This window comes from Mucilaginibacter glaciei, from assembly GCF_014773245.1.
GTDB classification, from domain to species: domain Bacteria; phylum Bacteroidota; class Bacteroidia; order Sphingobacteriales; family Sphingobacteriaceae; genus Mucilaginibacter; species Mucilaginibacter glaciei.
The window spans coordinates 1-18,925 of the sequence record NZ_JACWMX010000011.1 but is presented as its reverse complement, the minus strand read 5'-3'; the positions used below and the strand labels follow the sequence as shown (position 1 = coordinate 18,925).

Sequence of the window (18,925 nt, the reverse complement as noted above, 5' to 3'; positions counted from 1 at the left end):
TTAATAACAGATCAGCTTTTGTCCAGTACGTCCTCGGCAGACTCGGCCACTTCCGGTTCAATAATATTCTTTTTGGGGAAATTGAATAACAAGGATGTTAATACAGGTAAAATGAACACAGCTACGGTAAATACCGATACGGCTATATCGGCAGTTTCGCCTTCCAGTAGTTCGCTCAAAGCAGTACCCGGGTAAAAATGCACATATAACGATGCCGTGAGCTTAATGCCCAAAACCCCGATAACCACAAAAGCCACGGTTTCTAAAAAGGTGAACTTTTCCATCAGCTTTACAAAGGCCTGTGCAACAAAACGCATGGCCAATATGCCAATAAATACCCCCGTATATATTAAAAATACGTGGTCTGTAAAAGCAACGGCAGCAAATACGTTATCTATAGAAAAAGCCAGGTCCATCAATTCAACCAGTGCTACGGTTGCCCAAAACGTGCCTATTAAACCAACAGTTGATTTGTAGAGCCAGTTTTTACTCTTATCAACAGATTCATCTTCGCCGCCCGCATTGGCCTTCCCTTTAAAATAATCAAAGGCCAGGTACATGAGGTACAAGCCGCCAAGTGGCTTTAACCACCATATTTTAACCAGCCATGATGCCAGGAACAAACACACGCCACGCAGTACATAAGCCCCTATTATACCATACCGCAAAGCCCTGTTACGCTGTTTTTTAGGAAGATCGAGCACCATAGTGGCCAGCACTGCGGCATTATCTACCGAGAGTAAACTCTCTATCACTATAAGGTTCAAAACAATCAGCAGGCCTGCCTTAATATCCGGGCCGAGTAAAGTGTGTAAAAAGTCCATTATTGTTCTTAGATAATTTCGGTGTTTAACATTGTTTTTAAAACATTTGCCTGTACGTCAAAGGTATTCATATGCTGCATAAAATTCACGTCGGCTATTTTTTTGTAATCATCGGCCAAAAGATCTGTGATATTAGCCGGCAAATTGGTTTTAATTAAACCTGCACTGCCCTTAAGCTGCATGTTTTTATCACGCAGTTCGCGCATCATCCGCTCGCGTTTAGATACGGTATTTTTCAGATCCAGGTTGCCCAGTTTATTCACATCGCAAAAGAGCAACAGACTATTTAAGGGCGAAAAAATAAAGTATTTGTTTACCTCAACAAACTTATAAACTTCCAGTATCACATCACTTGCGCGCAACCCGCAGTAAAACTGTGTTTTAAAATCATACTTGCAAAGCGATCCCATTAACTTTCGCTGAATAGTAGCGTACTCGTTTGAGTAAACATCCTTTACCGTATACTGTAACAATTCATAAACCAACTCAGTAGGTATGGTATAGAAGAAATCGGCCGAGTAGTGAGCGCTGAAAACGTTGATATTTTTTGAAAATGGGTACTCGGCAGTGTTGTCTGATAAAGCCTGGTAAAGTTTGCGCAACGACTGGTTCATTTTTAAAGCCTGCCGCTGTTTATCCATCACATAATTCTTTTCTGTGTAAACAGAGTCGTCCATCTGGTCAATCAGCTGATCATTCAGGCGGATCTCGTCAAACAATAAATTAGCCTGGGTTTCATTGTTCTTTTTTATGATTCGCAGCAGGTCTATCAGGGTTGATGTAAACTGGAGATGAAACATCTCCAGTTTATTAATATCCAGATCTAAATTGGATGCAAATAGCTGATGGATTACTTGTGTGCGCAGGTAAATTTTATAAATAACATCGTTATCAAAAAAAACGGATAGCAGCTGCAACTTGCTGATAACCCTGGTTGATGCATTTAATATACTTATCCTGTTCTCATCCATAATTCAATTAGCGCGTGTTGGTCACATTCTTTTTCAGCTCCGTTTCTAACGTTTGCAGTTCGGTGTTAAGTGCCTTCCTGTTTTGCGTTCCCTCGTCATGTATGCGTTTCACCTCCGTCAATGTTTCTATCAATGAGGCAGTCGTGCGTTTCAGGGTATCTATCGACACGACGGTCTTTTCATTTTCGCGGGCTACCTCAATACTGTTTTGCTTTAAAAGTTCGGAATTCTTAAGCAAAATGGTGTTGGTCGTATCGGATATCTTGCGCTGCATCTCTACGTTTTGCTTTTGCCTGTTTAAGGCTACAGCAATGGTCAACTGGTTTTTCCACACCGGTATAGTGGTTGATACGATAGACTGCGCCTTTTCGGCAATGGTAGTATTGTTGTTTTGCACTACCCTTATTTGCGCAAGTGATTGCAGCATAATAAAGCGCACTACCTTTAAGTCGGCAAGGCGTTTATCTAACCGGTTAACAAAGTCGCGCAGGTCGGCAATTTCATAGTCGTTATAACCGGCCGGGTTACCATCCATCACTGCCAGCTTTTCGTTAAGTTCGTTATACTTTAATTGGCCGGATATGATCAAATCTTCCATTTGTTTAATATAATCTACATTACTATCAAACATGGTTTGCAGCGCACTATTGTCCTTAATAGAATTAACACGACCAGCTTTTATCTTGTTGGTTATTTTATCGATGTTATTTACAACTGTATCGTACTTGGCAAACAGCTTTTTGGTATCCATTACCAGTTTATTCAACAACGGGATCCGCGATACAAATTTCATGAATGAATTTTGCTCCAGTTCATCAACATCGATATAGTTAAGCTCGTTAAGCAGATCGGTAATTAGAACCCCTACCTCGCCTGAATTAAACGTACGTACCGACGTTAAAAAGGTATTACTATACCTTTCCATTGAGTTTTGTACCTCTACGCCATAGTTCAATATTGAGTTCACATCGGCAGGGTTCAGGTCCTTGCTTAGCGCACTGTATTTCTGCACTTCGGCAGGCGTAATGGCAGCAAGGTCAACATTGCCGTCTTTATCAACCTTAACAGGTGTGCTGCCGCTGCCATCGGGTGGCGTAACGTTAAGTTGCGGTATGTTTAAGTTCGGGGCGTTGTTAATAGGGTTGGTTTCCATTGTTAAAAGTTAATGCCTGTTAAAGCTAATTACAAAAAGTTTTTCATAACGGTGTTAACTGTCTCTTCCAGCTTTTTATCTTTGGTGGGCTCGCCAATGGCGTTAAATTTCCATTCGCCGTTCTTTTGGTAAAATATACCCATCACCATTGATACGTGGCCTGCAAAGCCCGATCCGTTTGCGATATCATATTTTGCAAACACCTCGTTCACCCTTTTTGGCGTACCTTCATAAATGCGGATAGATGCAAACGGGATGGTGCCAAAATCCTGGCCCCTGAAACTGTTTAATACGAATGCAACATGCTTTACGGCAGGGTTCAGAGTCGAAAAATCAAGTGTGATCACTTCATTGTCCAAGCCGTCGTCACCGTCCATATCGCCGGTAAGGTCATCACCACTATGGCGTACAGATTGGTCCTTTGACTTTAAGTTACCAAAGTATACTACTTCCTTTAACGCTTTGTTCTCGTCAAATAACGCGCAGCTGGCATCAAGGTCAACAGCCTCTTTAGTGCCGCCAAAGCCAAAAAAACCTTTTTTTTCTATCGCGCCCCAGTTAATGCCTACACATATGTTTTGTAATTTGGCACCGTTGGTCTTTTCCAGACTGATGCGTTGCCCTTTTTGCAGATTAATTGCCATGATATTAGGTTTAGTTGTATTTGTTTAAATAATCTTGCAGGCCGCCGTGCATCCCGACGCCCACTGCCTCAAACTTCCACTTATTGTCACGTTTGTAGATCCTACCAAACTCTACCGCGGTCTCTATCGAAAAATCTTCTTCTAACTCGTACTTTAAAATATCGGCATTGGTAGCTGCATCAAATATCCGTACAAATGAGTTGCGCACCTGGCCAAAATTCTGCCTGCGGCTATCCGCTTCGTGTATAGTCACCACAATACAAATTTCGGTTACGCGCGGGTCAATGTTTGATAGATCGACCTTAATTTGCTCATCGTCTCCATCACCTGCACCGGTTAAGTTATCACCGGTATGCTCAACCGCGCCATCGGGCGATTTCAAGTTGTTATAAAATACAAAATGCTCGTCTGATAAAAGCTTTTTGTTATCGCCCATTATAAAAATGGAGGCATCAAGGTCAAACGCAGCCCCGGTAGATGAATTGTTGGTATCCCATCCTAATCCTATAATAAATTTAGGGGCGTCAATTGCCTCACGCTGCCCTTTTTGAAGGTTAATTGCCATATTCTATTAATTTATAATTATCTAAAAGTAAATGTTTTTTTATAAAGTTAAGGTTAGTTTGGTAGGCATCAATAGTATGGTAACCGTTGCCCAGCGCCATATTGTAAAAAAGCTCTATAACGGCTGCCGACTGGTTTTGTATGAACACGCAAAAACTATCGAAGCTGTAGTTAAGCACATATTTTACAATACGGGTATTAATTAAAAAATCAGGGCTCTTTACGATCCTATCCAGGTCAAATATCGTTTTTACCTGGTGATAATTAAGCTGATTCTCCACATTGGGATGAATTGCATCGTTAACCAGTTCCGCAAAATACAGCATATACATATCGTTTTGCAGTCCATAAGCATCAGCCATTTTAGTTATCATGCGCTCGTGGCTGCCGGTTATGCGGATATCATCTAAAAACACCAGTGTTTTACCGGTCAAAAAATCTTTATCGATATGAAACTGATCATTACCGATCAGGATCATCCGTTGTTTGGCATCCAGTTCGCCGTAGTCTTCTTTATAGGTAATGGTGCGGTGTACCTTAGTTTCCTGCACAACGGGTAAATGGTGTTGTGCCAGCCATTGATTGAGATGATAAACAAACCAGGTTTTCATACCGAAAGTTGCCGTAGGAATAAACGAATACGGGCTGGATATCACTACTACTTGTTGTTTTACAGGCTTAACGGCCAAATGTTCTTTAATGAAACCAATGGCCAGGTCGGTACCGAATATTTTTGCTACTGCCCCATCGCCAAACTTAAAACGGCTGTAATCATCGGCACTAAAACCGAAGTTGGCCGTATTATTAATGTGATGTAATGAATAGGTAGTGTGCATTATTGGGTGAGGCTTAAAATATTTTGATTGTTTGAATTGATCAGCAGCGAGTTTACGCCGGCATTGCGGGCTGCTTCGAAATCGTTTTTGGGGTTATCACCAACATGGATAATATTGCTTAAAGGTATGGTTTTGCAGTTATTACAGATATCAATATTATTAAGCATTAATTCAAAAAAAGCCGGGTTGGGTTTTGACATCCCCACCTCATCAGAATAAAGTTCGAAGTCAAAATAATTGTCCAGACCATACAAAGCCAAAACTTTACGTAGCGTTTTCCCGGTTATAAACCCGGTGTTACTAAGCAGGCTAAATGTAGCGCCACTTTTTTGTTTTAGATGCGATAATACTTCTATTGTTACATCAGAATACATTAACGGCGGGTAGGTAAACAAAAGGGTCTCCATTTGTGCGTGCAGACTTTTGGTATCTACGTCGTCAAATAAAAGCGTACCATTATTGATCAGATCGATCACCATCAGGTACATCTCATCGGCATCGATATTTTTTCCCGTTTTTTCGTTGATGGCGTTACACATCAAATCTACCCGGCGAAATATCCCCGAAACCTCATCAACTGTTTTATGGCTCGAATTAAAGTTTTGGTGAAAGTATTTAGCACGCTCCCGCTTAAAATCGGGGTTTGATTTAATGAGGGTAAGCCAAAGGTCGAAGGAATAGTGCTGATAATAAGGCATTAGTAAAATAGACGAATAAGAATTACACACCCGATGATCTATCACATCGCGTTAACTAATGTAGATTTTTTTTTGCTTGTCCCGTAATAAATTTAAACTGTGCTTGTAAAAAGAAACAATTATTTACTGAGCCGCAAATGACGCTCTATACGCCTGGATAGAACGAATGATAGATTGTACGATCTCGGTTTGGCCTTCGTCAGAATTCAGGTACTCCTCCTCATCGGGATTGTTAATAAAGCCGGTTTCGACCAATACTGCAGGCATCGCGCTATGCGCTAATACATAAACGCCTTGCTCCTTGACGCCTATGCTTTCCCGGTTATCGGTCATTTTAAACTCGTTGTTCAGCAGATCGCCAAAAAGGATGCTTTGCTTACGATACTTTTGGGTAAAGGTATTCAGTATAATTACGTTAGACGGATCTGTTTCATCATACCCCTGGTATTTTTCTTTATAATCCTTTTCAATAAATATCGAGGCATTTTCGCGCACGGCCTCCAGCTGCTCGCTCAAGCGGTGTATCCCGTATATCAACAGCATTACTCCCTTCTTTTTGTTAGCACGAGCTGCAGTACCCTCTGGCGATGAGTTGCAGTGGATAGAAACAAACAGGTTACCCTGGTTTTGATTGGCAATGGCACTGCGTCGGTTAAGCTCAATAAAGGTATCGTCGCTGCGGGTCATCACGGTATTCAGCTCGGGTAGTTGGGTTTGTATGGCAGACAGCAGTTTTTTCGCAATGGCAAGGGCCACGTTTTTCTCGTAAGAAAAATTACCTCGAGCTCCGGCATCCTTCCCACCATGCCCTGCATCTATTACCACAGTTTTAAATTTAAAACCTCCACTCTTTATCGTATCGGCAGGGGTAGTGAATGAGCAAAGAATTAACCAGGAGCCTACGACAGCCAGTAAACTAAACAATTTAAAATATTTTTGATCCATTTATAGTGAAGACGACCTTTGGCTCATAACGTTTAATTGCGAGTTATCATATCCGTACAAAAATAAAAAAGCGGCCCAATTTAATTGAGTCGCTTTTGTAATATTTAATTTTTAGCCAGTCTTATATCTGGCTTGGAGCAAGTTCCAAGTGGTATTTCACCAGGCTATCTATAGGCGAGCGGATGATGTTGCCAACGGTCATCCCGTTTTCAGTACAAACTTCTTCCAGCACGTTACGGAAGTTGTAACCAACCGAACCGATACAGTTAAAAGTATATTTTTGATAATCAGGGTAATGTGTAACCAGGTTACGGAAAAAATCTTCAAACGATGTGCGCACCAAGTTACGTGAGTACTCGATGTTCACATTGTTATCATACACAAACTTGCTAAAGCTTGCGCAGAAACGGTTGGCACGCGGCTGTGTGTAAACAATCTCGTTGATATCATCTGGGGTTAGTTTAAACTCTTCCCAAAATGCTTTACGCACCGCTTCGGGCATGTAACCACGCAGATAATCGATCAGTAATTTTTTACCGATATGGCAGCCGCTACCTTCGTCGCCTAAGATGTAGGCGCCCGAGTCGATATTGTTAACTACCTCGCGGCCATCGTAAAGACAACTATTGGTACCGGTACCTAAAATTGCGGCGAAACCTTCGTTGTTACCCAGCAAAGCACGGGCAGCGGCAAGCAGGTCATGGCCAATATTGATTTTTGATTTAGTGAATACCGCCTGCATGGCATCTTCAACTACTTTACGCATTTCGGGGGTTGAACAACCCGCGCCATAATAATTCACTTCGGTGATCTTATCCCTCTCCAAATCGGTAGGCAGGCTATCGTTTAATGATTGAATGATGTAATCTTTAGGAGCGAAATAAGGATTGTACCCTTCGGTGTTAAAGTACACCTTTTTACCTTCTTCAGTAACCAGGCACCAATTTGTTTTGGTTGAGCCACCGTCAGCAATTATGATCATAAAATAAGTTTATTAAAAAAAATTGGTTAAAAGTATGATTAACTTATTGTAAAAAAAACACCCACAAACTTTAAAAAGTAAAAACACCCATTTTAATACAAAAAATTAAAATTTCACGCACAAAACCTAAGTTTTACGCGCTAAAATTAAAAACAGTTTTGCAGCAAATTAATAAGTTTTGGCGTGCCTTTATGCAATACGGCACCAATAAATTAACATTGCAATTAAGCCGGTTTATAATTTAGTTACAATTATATATAATATTTTAACAATTATTGGTTACCACTGTTTTTTGTTGAGTAAATATAAAACAGGAAGAGAATAGATTATGCAGAAATATATTGCCAATTTGAGTATAATTTACCATATTTGCACCGCGAAAAAAACGCAATGGTCCTATAGCTCAGCTGGATAGAGCAACAGATTTCTAATCTGTAGGTCTCAGGTTCGAATCCTGATGGGATCACCCTATGGGACAACACAGAATTTCTGGTCGTTGTCCCATTTTTTTTGCCTTGTAACTCATTGTTTATCAGGTAAATAAAACTAAATACATCCCCCGTCTTCGCGGTTCGAACTTTCAAATCCTCAAATGTGAATTTATCAGGGTATATCGAACCAATCAGTTTCCGCTTAGCGTAATGATCAGATTTACAATACAATGCATCAATAGAAGTAAGCTTCGTCAATGCTGAATCCAGCGTTTTTTCGACCTCGCTTATACTCATGTTATTACTTCTCAGATCGCTGATCTTACTTTCAAGTACTACGATCTCCCGTTCCGTTTCTACTTTTACTGCACGGAAATCAGCAGCATCTATGTCATCATTCAATAACAGTTCCCTTGCCTTGGTAACCTTGTTGTTTAACGCGGTTATACGGTCTATGAACTGCTTCCTGCTGCTACCTGTAGTTTGATGCTCGTTTTTATAAACGTCCAGTATAACCGATTTAAATAAAGTCGCGGCTTCTGCATTCAAGTTATAGTCTTTTAGGTGTTTCTCAAAGATGCTGTTCGCTTCTTCTGCCCTTGTCCTGTAACCGCAGGTTGAATTACAATGATAATAGTGGTAATGAGCGTTGCGCCCTTTTGATGCGCTGCCAGTTAACACTTTGCCGCAGGCAGGGCAGCAAATAAAGCCTTTTAAAGCTAACATATCCTGGGTAACGATCTTGGTCTTCAGATTTCTTTTACGCCCTTCCAGCACATTCTGAACCTCGTAGAAAACGCTCGGTTTGATAATGGGTTCGTGTAATCCATCAACCATAAAGCTTTCTTCTTCTTTTAATTTTGGGATAACGATCTTACCGATGTAAACAGGATTGCGCAAAGCATGCCAAAAGTTGTTCTTACTGCAAGGCAGGCCTTTGGCTTTGGCCTGTCTATAGATTTCAACTACCGTATTTTGGCCAATGCTGATCTCGTCAAATGCCCATTGCAAAACAGATGCCGCAGGCTCATACGGTACGATAGTCTTTTTACCGCCGTCTAATGTCCTGTTCTTATAACCTACCGGTGCAGTCGCCATGTATCTACCTTCCTTCCTTGCCCTGCGCATCCCGTAGAATACGTTTAAAGCCCGCCTGTCGTTCTCAATTTCTGGTGCGGTTAAATAGATCGCCAGCATCATCTTATTTTCAGGGACTTCCATATCCAGCGGCTGCTCGATGGCCTGTGGTTCAACACCCAGTTTTTTTAAGGTAGCGATCATCTGGTAGGCATCAGGTGCGTTACGGCTAAAGCGGTCCCATTTGGTGAACAGCACCAGGTCGGTCTTGTTCTTCTGCTGGCGCAGGAAGCCCAGCAGCTTTGTCCATTCCGGACGGATGAAGGTTTTTGCCGAATGATCCTCGAAGATGATCTTACGCACCTGTATTTTATTGATCTCACAATATTTTAACAGCACCTCTTCCTGGCTTCTTTGCGAATACCCTTTATCGGCTTGTTCATCGGTGCTTACCCTGATATATAAGTCTGCTGCTCTCACGTCTTAAAGTTCTGATTTACAATCAATTTAGCTAAAAAATACATCATATCCAAAACTTCTCCCGCTTTTTTTTCATCGATTTCAACACCTGATTTTTTCAGGATCGCTACTGCATCGGCAGAGGTTATTTTCCGCTTTTCCTTTGTTCCAGTTTCCATTGTTTCCGGTTAAGGAACAATGATGACGGATTTGAGCGAAGCCTTATGACAAGCATATCGGTAGTACCGAATAATAAACATTGATTAAGACCTTTTCACACAGGTAGCCATTGCCCCGCTTAAACAACCGGGAGTGCTAAGCCGCTAAATTGTCAAGGGTGGCGCAAACAACCCCAAGCAACAATCGCCATTTACTTGCCCTTTACGATTTAGGGGCTGGGCTAACTTTGTGAGTGCGATGTAATGCAACGATAGGCAAAGAGAGCAGTTTTGTTTATTCGTTTAACTAATAAATTACAAGCTGTGGTTATTGAGTTTGTCACAATGACTTGAACAATAAGGTTTTAACTGTTTTTATTTTCAGTCAGCCTTCGGTTTTTGCAGGTGTAACGAGGTTGGAGTTACTCCTGCTCCGGCAGCGAGGCTGGCGGCAAATGAATATAGCGTGTAAACGCGTGATGTAATGAGCCGCTTGCCGCAGCTGCCATTCACCCAAATTAAATCTACAAAGTATTCATCATTAAATGTCTTTGGTAAATCTGCTCTACCACTGCCAGTAGTTGTTTAATATAAGGGAATAGGGAGGCTGTTGATTGATAATCTATCTCATAGCTATCTTTATATCTCACATTAATATACGCATGTTTCAACACGTTAAAAAGTTGCAGGCTCTCATGGTTGCCTAAATCAAACACATCTGCTATATCATGTGTAAACATTCGGCTAATGTTAAGCAATGTAGAGAGGTTATGAATATGAGTTGTGTAACCGTTTACCACCCTTATGATTCCTATCAAAAAGCATTCTGCCGCTTGTTCTAAAGAAAACAGTGCAGCCTTATTAGCCCCGATGGTAAGGTAATATTCCGCACCTTTTAAAAAGTCTTTACCCTGTTCCATCCACCTTAGCCAGATCACTAATTCATTTTCCCGTACGCCATGACCCGATACGGTTACGGAAGGCAGAAGCAATTCGCCCGATAGATAGATGATAGGGCATTTTAGAGCATTGCTAAAAAACAAATTATCGCCACTTGATCTATTCAATCTGGAAGGGCGATGTACCAATGCGGTAACGGACGCAATTTGAAGGCAGCTTTCTTCAATAGTACTGGCTACGCATTGTAATTGCCTTTGGTCGTTATCTTCGATTAATACGAAAAGAAAGATGTTTCCGGGAGTTACAGGTGGCTGGCCTAAATAGATGATAGCCTGAGCAGAGGAAACTTTATGCTTTATTTTTGCCACAAGGCTACTCATCGTTTCCTGCCGATGGATCTCGATTGCCGTATTCAGATTGTAAAGTTTTACACCATTATTGTCGATAAGATTACCTTCGCCCTTCTCAACCAAATCTTTTATTTGTAGTGAAGATACACTGGCAGAGTGCTGATAGATGTGCCATGCCTCATGGTAAAGTTTTTGCAGGTTTTCATACACCCGAATTAAATCTATTGTGTCTATGAATTCATTAGCTGCGCTGACGGACAATCCAAATTCAAGCCATTGATACAATATCGCGCGGTAGGTAGAAAGGTTGTAGTCATCAAAAACTTGTTTGAAGATAAGGTATAAGTCGGCAGAAGCCGCAGTCATGCCGTTCTGATCCATTAACAAATAAGTGGCTTCAAGCAAGCAAAGATTAAGCTTGTAGAAATGAAGTAATTCGGAAGGACTTCCCTTATCGCCCTTAAAGTACTGGTCTTCCAATATGCACTTACGCCATATCTGTAACCTTTCTAAATGACCGGGCAGACTGTCAACATCGAAGAAGTCGGCGATTACAAGAATAGGGTTAGCTATTTCAGTAGGCTTAAGATTAAGAGGTGCACTATCGTAATTTTTGTTGCTTTCCATGACCATCAAATTAAACAGGCCAGCATTAACCCGTCAGTCAAAGTACGAGCACGGTTTGACCGTACCGAACCATACCAAATTGTATTTTACAATGGCACTGTTGTTTTGTACATTTACATTTTAAAATACATTTGACCCATGGCAGAAGCAACTTTACATATTGGCAGAAAAATAAGTCGCATTCGCGAACTACGAGGTATGAAGCAAGAAGCACTTGCTGCTGAATTGGGTATAAGCCAGCAGGCGATTTCTAAGATTGAGCAGAGTGCTGAGGTAGAGGAAAGTGCATTGGAAAAGATAGCCAAAGTGCTTGGAGTATCTGCCGAGGCTATAAAAAATTATAGCGACGAAGCGGTAATTTACAATATCCAAAATAATTATGAAGGGTCAAATAATCATGGTGCTAACATTGGGCACCAGTTTAATTTCAATCCGATAGAGAAGCTGGTCGAACTATTTGAAGAAAATAAAAAATTGTATGAGCGTTTGCTTGCCAGCGAACTGGAAAAGATTGAATTGCTTAAAAAAGCACAATAGATAGGTTCCGCTCTATTATATCTTGTGTCCTTTAGATGCCTGATTATATGTAGCGGCAACTTCCGTAGAATTAACAATCCCTTTGCACCAATCAGGAATTTCATCGGATTTATAGCGGGTCATTCCATTTTCAATATTTATTAGCAGTTGTGGCTGTGTTTCTACCTGCGGATTGTTATTGAAACCCGAGATGAGCATCACCCGGTCGAATTGATCTGCTATTTTGAGTAGGTTTTTGGGACCCACTTCAAAGTTAGTCTTGACGCTTTCTATGTCTACGAAGTGCCCTTTTTGTTTTACCCTTAATGCCACTCTGTCTATTGATGTAGCAATATCAGGTAAAAGCATATAGATCAAACGCGTATCGTAACTAGCCTGCTTGAATATTTCCACACTACTAAGCAAATAATCAGATTGCAGGTTTGTCTCCACGGTTAGGTGAAGCATTTTTCCAAGTGCTTTACCTTGAAAGTTGATGTATTCCTTAGTGAGTACAGACCCGATTGCGTCATCCGAAATATCAGGATATTGCTTTTCTATTTTATATTTCTGTACGTCAGGGTCGAAGATTAATGCGCCGGGGCGGGAAAACATCGCAGAAAATGTGCTTTTACCAGCACCATTCGGGCCTGCCACTACAGTAAAAATAGGCATGAATGAACTATCGTTTAGTTATCAAATGTTCCGCGCCGGTTTGTAGATCATATTGCACTACTTCCTTGCTGCCGTCTTTATACTGATGAACAAAAGTGTTTGGAGTTCCTGCGGGATAGGAAACATATAAACCATTTTCAAGCGCATTGTTTACAGCCTGTTGTGCAGGCGATGCCAAATATTGTGAAAACTGTGCAGGGCCCATTTCGAAAACATCCGGGTGGCTGAGATCATCCATTAGCTTATAAAGCTCACTGGCTTTATTAATGCCATATTTTAGTGTTTCCCATTCCTCTAAAGGAAGGAACACGCCGCGCGGCCTTTTTCCATTATCAAGTATTACTTCCATATAAGTGCTTTAAGATAATAATCAAATATAATCATAATTAACAAATCCTTTACCGTCTGTTTGTACGTGCCTGCTTCTGTTTTCTGCGATTTCTGCCCAGCATCGCTTCATCGTCAATATCGTCACTTATTTGAATGCCGCCTGAAGGATGATGATCAAAATCCATAGCACTATCAGTACGGCCAGTGTCCAGATGATTTTCATTTGTCTTTGTGTAATCAGCTCTAAGCCCGATAGCCTCTTCTTCACTTCCACTAAGGCTAGTTGGTTGTCCAGGGATAGTTGATGTACCTGGTGCAAGGTTTTCAGGAAGTCCGTCACTTCCACGTTCGTTACCGGCGGATGATTGGGTTTCTCTGTATCTTGCTTTTGTTCTGTCGTTTGAAAGGCTAATCGCCTGGCCGTCTCGGTTTTGCTCATAATCCAAATATTTGATCAGTTCTGCCCATTTAAAACGGTTGCCCAATGCCTGTCCTTTGATCATAAAATCATTGATAAAATAGGTGATACCGCTAACCCTGCCGGTACTTGCCTGGTTAAATAACAGGTAGATGTCCCGCTTTTCACATTCTTCTATGAAACGTTGTAAGGGTACGCCGTGGGTGCCGACCAATGGATTAAGCAATGCTTGCAATACACTTTTATCAGAAGGCTGACCTGTCCTGAGCGACTTTTCAATTTCGTTTTTGGTCAATGAACGCTGGGATGCCAGTTGGGGCTTGCCATTGGTTACATCGTTACGTTGCTCTATTGATCTATTGTTACCCAGGTGTTTTGATCTGTTGTTAGGCTGATCTGTTGTTATGTGGCTACTCTGCTCTAAAGATCTGTTGTTATTGCGCTGCTTAGTTACTAGGTTACCTCGATCTAATGTTATCAGGTTATATTGCTTTTCTAACCTCCGAAGCGCGGCTTGGCTTTTATGAAAGTTATTACTGTCGGATACTACTTTGCCATCGTAGGTAATCCGGTTGACCAGCAGGTGAACATGAGGGTGGTCTGCATCATGGTGCCTGACGATCAGGTATTGGTTATCTTCGTAACCCATCGCTTTCATATACTCCAAAGCCATTTCCAACATATTTTCATTGGTTAACTTATCTGCGAGTTCCTCAACGGAAAAATTCAGGCTGGTATGCCACACATATTTGGATAATGCCGGGCGTAACTCCCGGATCAGTTCAACTTCCTTTTTGATCATTCCCGGTGTTAGGGAAGAAAAACTGGTTGCCAGCAGTTCTGCACGTTGCCTGCTATCGGGATGATCCATTTTCTTTAGGTTATATCCCAGTGCGCCCATAAAGTTGGACCCGAACTTTTCAACGGCGACCATCTAACAGGTGATTGACGACTAATTGCTGCTGAACCAATAATTTGTTGAGCAGATCCAACAATAGCTGCGTATGGCCCTTGTACATAAACCCGCTGTTGGCCCTCCGGGCGAGCTGGTTGATATTGTTCCCGATACGGTTTAATTCGGCATAAAGCTGGTGGTCTGATTTGGGCATCACTTGCCTGGGAAAGCTTCCTGTGAATAATTTATCCCTGACCATCACACCAATAGCTTTGCCGCAGGTTTCGCTATACCCCTCCAGTTTTTGAAGTTCTGCCTCTGTTAACCGAAAGACGATTACTTTCGAGAGTTTATGTTCTTTATCTTTCCTTGGCCTGCTCATTATTAAATGATTTAGGTCAAAGCTGCGGCCTTAGACAAGGTATATATGACAAGGTTTTAGGTAGTACCGATAAATAAATTACGATAAAATCACCTGAATTCCGACTGGATTTAAATTTCTTCTATTAAAATGCTGAACATGGTGAAGTAGTTTCCTACCCGATGATGAGTAAAGCGAACCCATCGGCAAGTCGTTTTGGTATTACCAAAACATAACTTGCTTCGAAATCAAGCGATGCATTAGCTTGAACAGCGATTGTTTACAAGGGCCGCTGCGGGTTGTACATACTTTAGTCTTCATAATGCAGACCTTCCAATCCGCCATGTTTGGAGTCATTAGTTATTTAAAATAAACCGCATCTTATTAAGTCCTGTTTCCCGTGCATGAAAGACTATTTTAAATGGTATAAGGCATCCTAATACCTAATTTTACATATGTCCTTTATACTTGGATTTTAATGATTACAAAAATCAGACAGGGGCTACTAAAAACACAAAAAAATTTTCAAAAGTGCGTTAGTGTTTTTATGTTTTTTAAAACGATAACGTCATTAAGATGATAATAATCTTGTTAAATACCTCTATTTCTTACAATTGGCATAAGATATGCCTATAATTATTTTATTTAATTAAAAAAATATCAAAACCGTATAGGATAAACAATTGGAGCTATCATGACAAGTAATAAATCCGCGAATTACATTGAAAATGAATTTCAGGTCTCATTTCACTCTTGTCCAGAATTTTCCGGCAACGAGAACCTTTTATTGCTACTAAGGGAAAAAGACCAACTAATTCGAACTACTGCGCATGACCTTCGCAATCCTTTAGGAAGCATAACTTCGTTGGCAACGCTGCTTATGGAAGAAAATAAATTATCTGAAGACCAAAATGAACTTTTAGATGCCATTAAATTGGCAGCCAGTTATTCACTCAAATTGGTCGAAGGACTCTTGACAATAAAAAATAGCGATTTAGAAACCATATATAGGCAGGATGTCAACATTCATGAATTGATAAAGAACTACCTGCGTTTTTCAAAGCATTTAATAGATCGAAAAAATCAAACTGTTTTAGTAAATTTTTTTGAAGGAGACATATTTTTAAAGGTGGATAAGGAAAAAATAACGCGCGTAGTCGACAACCTCATTGGGAATGCAATGAAATTTACGCCGCAATTTGGTGAAATCTCGGTAGACACCCGAATGATCAGCGACGGCCTCCAAATTATCGTAAAAGACACTGGGATAGGAATACCTGAGAGCTTACAACCTTATGTATTCGCACAGCCTAAAGGCAGAAGGCCTGGGACTTCAGGCGAAAAATCACATGGTTTGGGTTTATCCATCTGTAAAAAAATTGTTGAAAGTTATGGAGGTACTATACATTTTCAAAGCCGGCCAGGAAAGGGCACAAAATTTTACATATGGCTGCCAAACGTCCATAAGATTTGATTGCCGACTGATAGGTTTTATAGCCCGAAACTATCGCTACTAACCTTTGCTCATCAGCCGCCTTGGTCAGCTTTTGCTCAACACATTTGTCTTTAGCAAAAAATAATATGATTCATCTTTTCCAGATAATCCTTTTGCAGCCGTATTGTCTTTTTAGTCACTGTGATATCTAAAGGTAGATTTAATACTCAGCATTCGCTGCCTACCCGCAGATTGATTGTTCTGGCATAGGTTTTATTCTCTTATATCGAATTACAGATCAAGCGCGAATCTAAAGTTACAGAGAACAGAATAGTCAGGATAAAAATCACGTAAGGCGATATAAATTTCTTGCGGGAGAGTAAAGTCATAATATTAAATTAGGTGAGCTATTTTTATGAACTTTATTAATAAAATAATGAAAAGATATTGCCCGTTCAGCGATACTGAAATTAATTTGAGAAAAAATCGCTAAAGGTTAATTTGTAATTTCCTAAATGTTGAGGTGCCTGGATTCTAATAAATCCTATTCCGATAATTTATTTCCAAGTGTTTAAAATTCAGCTGATTTTTAATCTAATTATGGTTTAAATAACAAAAAATATTAAACGACTGCTTTTCCTGCAATGTCATGTATTACGCTATCCATTTCCAGGGTACTTATTTCAATTTTTTCAATTAACTCTACAATCTCTGCGTTATTAATTAAGGATTTATCAATCAACCCCATTGCGCCTAAAATATTGGCAACAGGTTTTCTGATGATATGGGAATTTATCATGGCTATTTCGTAAAGTCGGTTATTCTTCTCCATTAACTCTTCATTTGCTTTCTGCATAGCCTGTTCAGAAAGTTTTCGTTCCGTAACATCTTTACTTAAGCCGATAAAATGCGTGCATTTGCGTTTACTGTCAAATATTGGTACAATAGATAAATTCACCCAGTATGCTGTGCCATCTTTTCTATAATTAATCAGTTCAACCGAAGTCTTCTGCCGCTTGTCTGTAGCGTTTTTGATTTGGTCTGATGCGTGCTTATCGGTATCTATTCCCTGAAAAATCCTTGGGTTTTTACCCATTAACTCATTTAAGCTGTAGCCGGTCATCTCCTGTTGTGCTTTATTCGCAAAAATAATTTCGAGGCCGTTTTTTTTTCCGTTTGGATTATTCACGATCATGATGCCATTGGAACTGTTAACGATCACCGACTCAAGTAATTTTAAGTGTTGTTCCGCTTTGTGTTTATCGGTAATATCCTGCGTTATCACAATTATTTTTTCCGCAATTCCGCGTTCTGAAAAAATTGGTGCAGCAACACTCGTGTATACTTTGTCCATTCCACTAAATTCAAATGATACGGTTTCTCCGGTTAAGCATTTTTCGAGTTCTGATAGCACTCTTTTTTTATCATTTTTATAACAATCCCTCCAAAGAAACTTTTTACCAATGTTAAGATTAGGGTTTAGCCCTAATCTTTGATACGCAACACCATTGGTGTATAGAAAGTTAAAATCGCTATCAAGAAGTGATATCGCGCCGTTCGGAAAAGACTCTGCCAATGATCTAAATACCTTTTCACTATTTTCGAGCTCTTCCTTTGCTCTTAATTTATCAGTAACATCATAAACCACTATCAGCTTAAGTTTTTTCTCGTCAAATTCAAGAAGATGAGATGTTATCTCCACATTAATAATTTCACCGTTTTTCTTTAGGTGCTGCCACTCGCCTGCATGTTTTAACCTATTAGTATGCTTTGCGAAATTGAACTCTTTTACACGTTGCTTTTCCGAGTCCGGTCTTATTTCTAAAATGGTCATCCCCAAAAACTCATCCCTACTATAGCCATAATGTTCTATTGCTGCATCATTAACCATTTCGAATTTTAAAGTTTCCACATCGTAAGTCCACATCGGCAAAGGATTATTGTCAAACAAAAGCCGGTATTGAGCTTGCGACTGGTCTAATAAGGTGAGGTTCCTTTTTCGCTCAATGGAATAAAGAATCGTTTTTTCTAATATTTTCGGATTTAACTCATCTTTAAGCAGATAATCTTGGGCACCTTGTTTCATAATATCAAGTGCCATATCTTCATTTTTTGCCCCTGATAAAATAATAACAGGAATGTTTTTTTTGTAAGACTGTATTTCTATATATGAGTTGCCTGCTAAGCTATCAGGAAGTGTTAAATCCAACAGAAGAAGATCAATGGTATTGGAGGACAGAATTGCGATACCCTGCTGCAATGTTTGTGCGTGTAGAATATTTTTAGTATCAATACGCGTGTCATGCAAACACGTCTCTATTAAAAAAAAATCTCCCAAATTATCCTCAATGACAAGTATGTTGATTGGGTTGAATAGCATATCATATTTTCTTTACCGGAAGTTGAACCAAGGAAACCCAAAACTCCTCAATGGTTGATACCACATCCATAAAACTCGCCAGGCTGATGGGCTTTGTGATATAGCAATTGGCATAATTATTATAAGATTTTAAAATATCGGCTTCCGCAGATGATGTCGTCAACATTATTACAGGGATTCGCTTTAAAACTTTGCTTTCCTTTATGTGAATTAAAACCTCTATTCCATCAACTTTTGGCAGATTGATGTCAAGCAGGATCAGATCAGGTGTTATCGCATCCTGATAAGGCGCTTGT

Annotated in this window: 19 protein-coding genes, 1 tRNA gene and 1 pseudogene; 3 read left to right on the top strand and 18 right to left on the bottom strand. The window is 40.2% G+C overall.

The genetic code is table 11. From position 1 onward, the window contains the following. Positions 1-11: 11 nt before the first annotated feature. The 9 genes from IDJ76_RS19615 to IDJ76_RS19575 form a co-directional block, all read right to left on the bottom strand. Positions 12-824: a TerC family protein gene (locus IDJ76_RS19615; protein WP_191165840.1), complete on the bottom strand. Its 813-nt coding sequence runs from the start codon at positions 822-824 to the stop codon at positions 12-14. A gap of 8 nt (positions 825-832) precedes the next feature. Next, positions 833-1,795, bottom strand: coding sequence for a hypothetical protein (locus IDJ76_RS19610; RefSeq protein ID WP_191165838.1), 963 nt, complete (start codon positions 1,793-1,795; stop codon positions 833-835). Positions 1,796-1,802: 7 nt separating this feature from the next. Beyond that, positions 1,803-2,948, bottom strand: a complete 1,146-nt coding sequence (locus tag IDJ76_RS19605) for a toxic anion resistance protein (RefSeq protein ID WP_191165836.1) — start codon at positions 2,946-2,948, stop codon at positions 1,803-1,805. Positions 2,949-2,977: 29 nt separating this feature from the next. Then, positions 2,978-3,592 (bottom strand): TerD family protein, encoded by a 615-nt coding sequence (locus IDJ76_RS19600; protein ID WP_191165834.1) that lies wholly within the window; start codon positions 3,590-3,592, stop codon positions 2,978-2,980. 10 nt (positions 3,593-3,602) lie between these two features. Beyond that, a complete protein-coding gene (locus IDJ76_RS19595) occupies positions 3,603-4,157 on the bottom strand; it encodes a TerD family protein (RefSeq protein ID WP_191165832.1) in 555 nt (184 codons plus the stop codon). Then, positions 4,147-4,992 carry a phosphoribosyltransferase family protein gene (locus IDJ76_RS19590; protein WP_224746422.1) on the bottom strand — a complete coding sequence of 282 codons (846 nt, stop codon included), beginning with the start codon at positions 4,990-4,992 and terminating at the stop codon, positions 4,147-4,149. Before IDJ76_RS19590 ends, IDJ76_RS19595 begins: the two co-directional genes overlap by 11 nt. Further along, positions 4,992-5,690 carry an HAD family hydrolase gene (locus tag IDJ76_RS19585; RefSeq protein WP_191165830.1) on the bottom strand — a complete coding sequence of 233 codons (699 nt, stop codon included), beginning with the start codon at positions 5,688-5,690 and terminating at the stop codon, positions 4,992-4,994. Before IDJ76_RS19585 ends, IDJ76_RS19590 begins: the two co-directional genes overlap by 1 nt. Positions 5,691-5,813: 123 nt before the next feature. After that, complete coding sequence (locus IDJ76_RS19580) at positions 5,814-6,635, bottom strand: N-acetylmuramoyl-L-alanine amidase family protein (RefSeq protein WP_191165828.1); 822 nt, start codon at positions 6,633-6,635, stop codon at positions 5,814-5,816. A 121-nt stretch (positions 6,636-6,756) separates the two neighbouring features. Continuing rightward, a complete protein-coding gene (locus tag IDJ76_RS19575) occupies positions 6,757-7,617 on the bottom strand; it encodes an N-acetylglucosamine kinase (RefSeq protein ID WP_191165826.1) in 861 nt (286 codons plus the stop codon). A 392-nt stretch (positions 7,618-8,009) separates the two neighbouring features. On the opposite strand from IDJ76_RS19575, the gene IDJ76_RS19570 reads away from it, so the two are divergent. Beyond that, positions 8,010-8,083: transfer RNA gene (locus IDJ76_RS19570), tRNA-Arg, on the top strand. A 739-nt stretch (positions 8,084-8,822) separates the two neighbouring features. Here the strand turns inward: IDJ76_RS19570 and IDJ76_RS19565 are convergent. The 3 genes and pseudogenes from IDJ76_RS19565 to IDJ76_RS19555 form a co-directional block, all read right to left on the bottom strand. After that, positions 8,823-9,605, bottom strand: a pseudogene (locus tag IDJ76_RS19565) (recombinase family protein); the annotation flags it as partial. Beyond that, positions 9,602-9,763: a hypothetical protein gene (locus tag IDJ76_RS19560; protein ID WP_191165824.1), complete on the bottom strand. Its 162-nt coding sequence runs from the start codon at positions 9,761-9,763 to the stop codon at positions 9,602-9,604. The pseudogene IDJ76_RS19565 and the gene IDJ76_RS19560, both read right to left, overlap by 4 nt. Before the next feature lie 503 nt (positions 9,764-10,266). Next, entirely contained in the window at positions 10,267-11,625 is a 1,359-nt protein-coding gene (locus tag IDJ76_RS19555) for a HEPN domain-containing protein (RefSeq protein ID WP_191165822.1), read from the bottom strand. Positions 11,626-11,757: 132 nt separating this feature from the next. Between IDJ76_RS19555 and IDJ76_RS19550 the strand changes: the two genes are divergently transcribed. After that, a complete protein-coding gene (locus tag IDJ76_RS19550; protein WP_191165820.1) occupies positions 11,758-12,156 on the top strand; it encodes a helix-turn-helix domain-containing protein in 399 nt (132 codons plus the stop codon). Positions 12,157-12,171: 15 nt separating this feature from the next. On the opposite strand, the gene IDJ76_RS19545 is transcribed toward IDJ76_RS19550, so the two are convergent. Genes IDJ76_RS19545 through IDJ76_RS19530 form a run of 4 tightly spaced genes read right to left on the bottom strand, consistent with a single transcriptional unit; the run spans position 12,172 to position 14,835 of the window. Next, positions 12,172-12,810: a zeta toxin family protein gene (locus IDJ76_RS19545; protein WP_191165818.1), complete on the bottom strand. Its 639-nt coding sequence runs from the start codon at positions 12,808-12,810 to the stop codon at positions 12,172-12,174. Between the two features lie 7 nt (positions 12,811-12,817). Then, positions 12,818-13,159 (bottom strand): hypothetical protein, encoded by a 342-nt coding sequence (locus IDJ76_RS19540; protein WP_191165815.1) that lies wholly within the window; start codon positions 13,157-13,159, stop codon positions 12,818-12,820. A gap of 49 nt (positions 13,160-13,208) precedes the next feature. Next, positions 13,209-14,459, bottom strand: a complete 1,251-nt coding sequence (locus IDJ76_RS19535) for a relaxase/mobilization nuclease domain-containing protein (RefSeq protein WP_191165813.1) — start codon at positions 14,457-14,459, stop codon at positions 13,209-13,211. A gap of 19 nt (positions 14,460-14,478) precedes the next feature. Further along, entirely contained in the window at positions 14,479-14,835 is a 357-nt protein-coding gene (locus tag IDJ76_RS19530; RefSeq protein ID WP_191165811.1) for a MobC family plasmid mobilization relaxosome protein, read from the bottom strand. Between the two features lie 673 nt (positions 14,836-15,508). On the opposite strand from IDJ76_RS19530, the gene IDJ76_RS19525 reads away from it, so the two are divergent. After that, positions 15,509-16,288 (top strand): sensor histidine kinase, encoded by a 780-nt coding sequence (locus tag IDJ76_RS19525; protein ID WP_191165809.1) that lies wholly within the window; start codon positions 15,509-15,511, stop codon positions 16,286-16,288. Between the two features lie 583 nt (positions 16,289-16,871). On the opposite strand, the gene IDJ76_RS19520 is transcribed toward IDJ76_RS19525, so the two are convergent. Both IDJ76_RS19520 and IDJ76_RS19515 read right to left on the bottom strand, forming a co-directional pair. Next, on the bottom strand, positions 16,872-18,629 hold the full coding sequence (locus tag IDJ76_RS19520) for a PAS domain S-box protein (protein WP_191165806.1): 1,758 nt from the start codon (positions 18,627-18,629) through the stop codon (positions 16,872-16,874). Between the two features lies 1 nt (position 18,630). Continuing rightward, the coding region (locus IDJ76_RS19515; RefSeq protein ID WP_191165804.1) for a response regulator at positions 18,631-18,925 on the bottom strand (295 nt) is incomplete at its 5' end.

What these genes read in the sequence shown, in the direction of transcription:
- IDJ76_RS19615 (WP_191165840.1), bottom strand. Translation starts at nt 824, where the DNA reads ATGGACTTTTTACACACTTTACTCGGCCCGGATATTAAGGCAGGCCTG.
- IDJ76_RS19610 (WP_191165838.1), bottom strand. Translation starts at nt 1,795, where the DNA reads ATGGATGAGAACAGGATAAGTATATTAAATGCATCAACCAGGGTTATC.
- IDJ76_RS19605 (WP_191165836.1), bottom strand. Translation starts at nt 2,948, where the DNA reads ATGGAAACCAACCCTATTAACAACGCCCCGAACTTAAACATACCGCAA.
- IDJ76_RS19600 (WP_191165834.1), bottom strand. Translation starts at nt 3,592, where the DNA reads ATGGCAATTAATCTGCAAAAAGGGCAACGCATCAGTCTGGAAAAGACC.
- IDJ76_RS19595 (WP_191165832.1), bottom strand. Translation starts at nt 4,157, where the DNA reads ATGGCAATTAACCTTCAAAAAGGGCAGCGTGAGGCAATTGACGCCCCT.
- IDJ76_RS19590 (WP_224746422.1), bottom strand. Translation starts at nt 4,992, where the DNA reads ATGCACACTACCTATTCATTACATCACATTAATAATACGGCCAACTTC.
- IDJ76_RS19585 (WP_191165830.1), bottom strand. Translation starts at nt 5,690, where the DNA reads ATGCCTTATTATCAGCACTATTCCTTCGACCTTTGGCTTACCCTCATT.
- IDJ76_RS19580 (WP_191165828.1), bottom strand. Translation starts at nt 6,635, where the DNA reads ATGGATCAAAAATATTTTAAATTGTTTAGTTTACTGGCTGTCGTAGGC.
- IDJ76_RS19575 (WP_191165826.1), bottom strand. Translation starts at nt 7,617, where the DNA reads ATGATCATAATTGCTGACGGTGGCTCAACCAAAACAAATTGGTGCCTG.
- IDJ76_RS19560 (WP_191165824.1), bottom strand. Translation starts at nt 9,763, where the DNA reads ATGGAAACTGGAACAAAGGAAAAGCGGAAAATAACCTCTGCCGATGCA.
- IDJ76_RS19555 (WP_191165822.1), bottom strand. Translation starts at nt 11,625, where the DNA reads ATGGTCATGGAAAGCAACAAAAATTACGATAGTGCACCTCTTAATCTT.
- IDJ76_RS19550 (WP_191165820.1), top strand. Translation starts at nt 11,758, where the DNA reads ATGGCAGAAGCAACTTTACATATTGGCAGAAAAATAAGTCGCATTCGC.
- IDJ76_RS19545 (WP_191165818.1), bottom strand. Translation starts at nt 12,810, where the DNA reads ATGCCTATTTTTACTGTAGTGGCAGGCCCGAATGGTGCTGGTAAAAGC.
- IDJ76_RS19540 (WP_191165815.1), bottom strand. Translation starts at nt 13,159, where the DNA reads ATGGAAGTAATACTTGATAATGGAAAAAGGCCGCGCGGCGTGTTCCTT.
- IDJ76_RS19535 (WP_191165813.1), bottom strand. Translation starts at nt 14,459, where the DNA reads ATGGGCGCACTGGGATATAACCTAAAGAAAATGGATCATCCCGATAGC.
- IDJ76_RS19530 (WP_191165811.1), bottom strand. Translation starts at nt 14,835, where the DNA reads ATGAGCAGGCCAAGGAAAGATAAAGAACATAAACTCTCGAAAGTAATC.
- IDJ76_RS19525 (WP_191165809.1), top strand. Translation starts at nt 15,509, where the DNA reads ATGACAAGTAATAAATCCGCGAATTACATTGAAAATGAATTTCAGGTC.
- IDJ76_RS19520 (WP_191165806.1), bottom strand. Translation starts at nt 18,629, where the DNA reads ATGCTATTCAACCCAATCAACATACTTGTCATTGAGGATAATTTGGGA.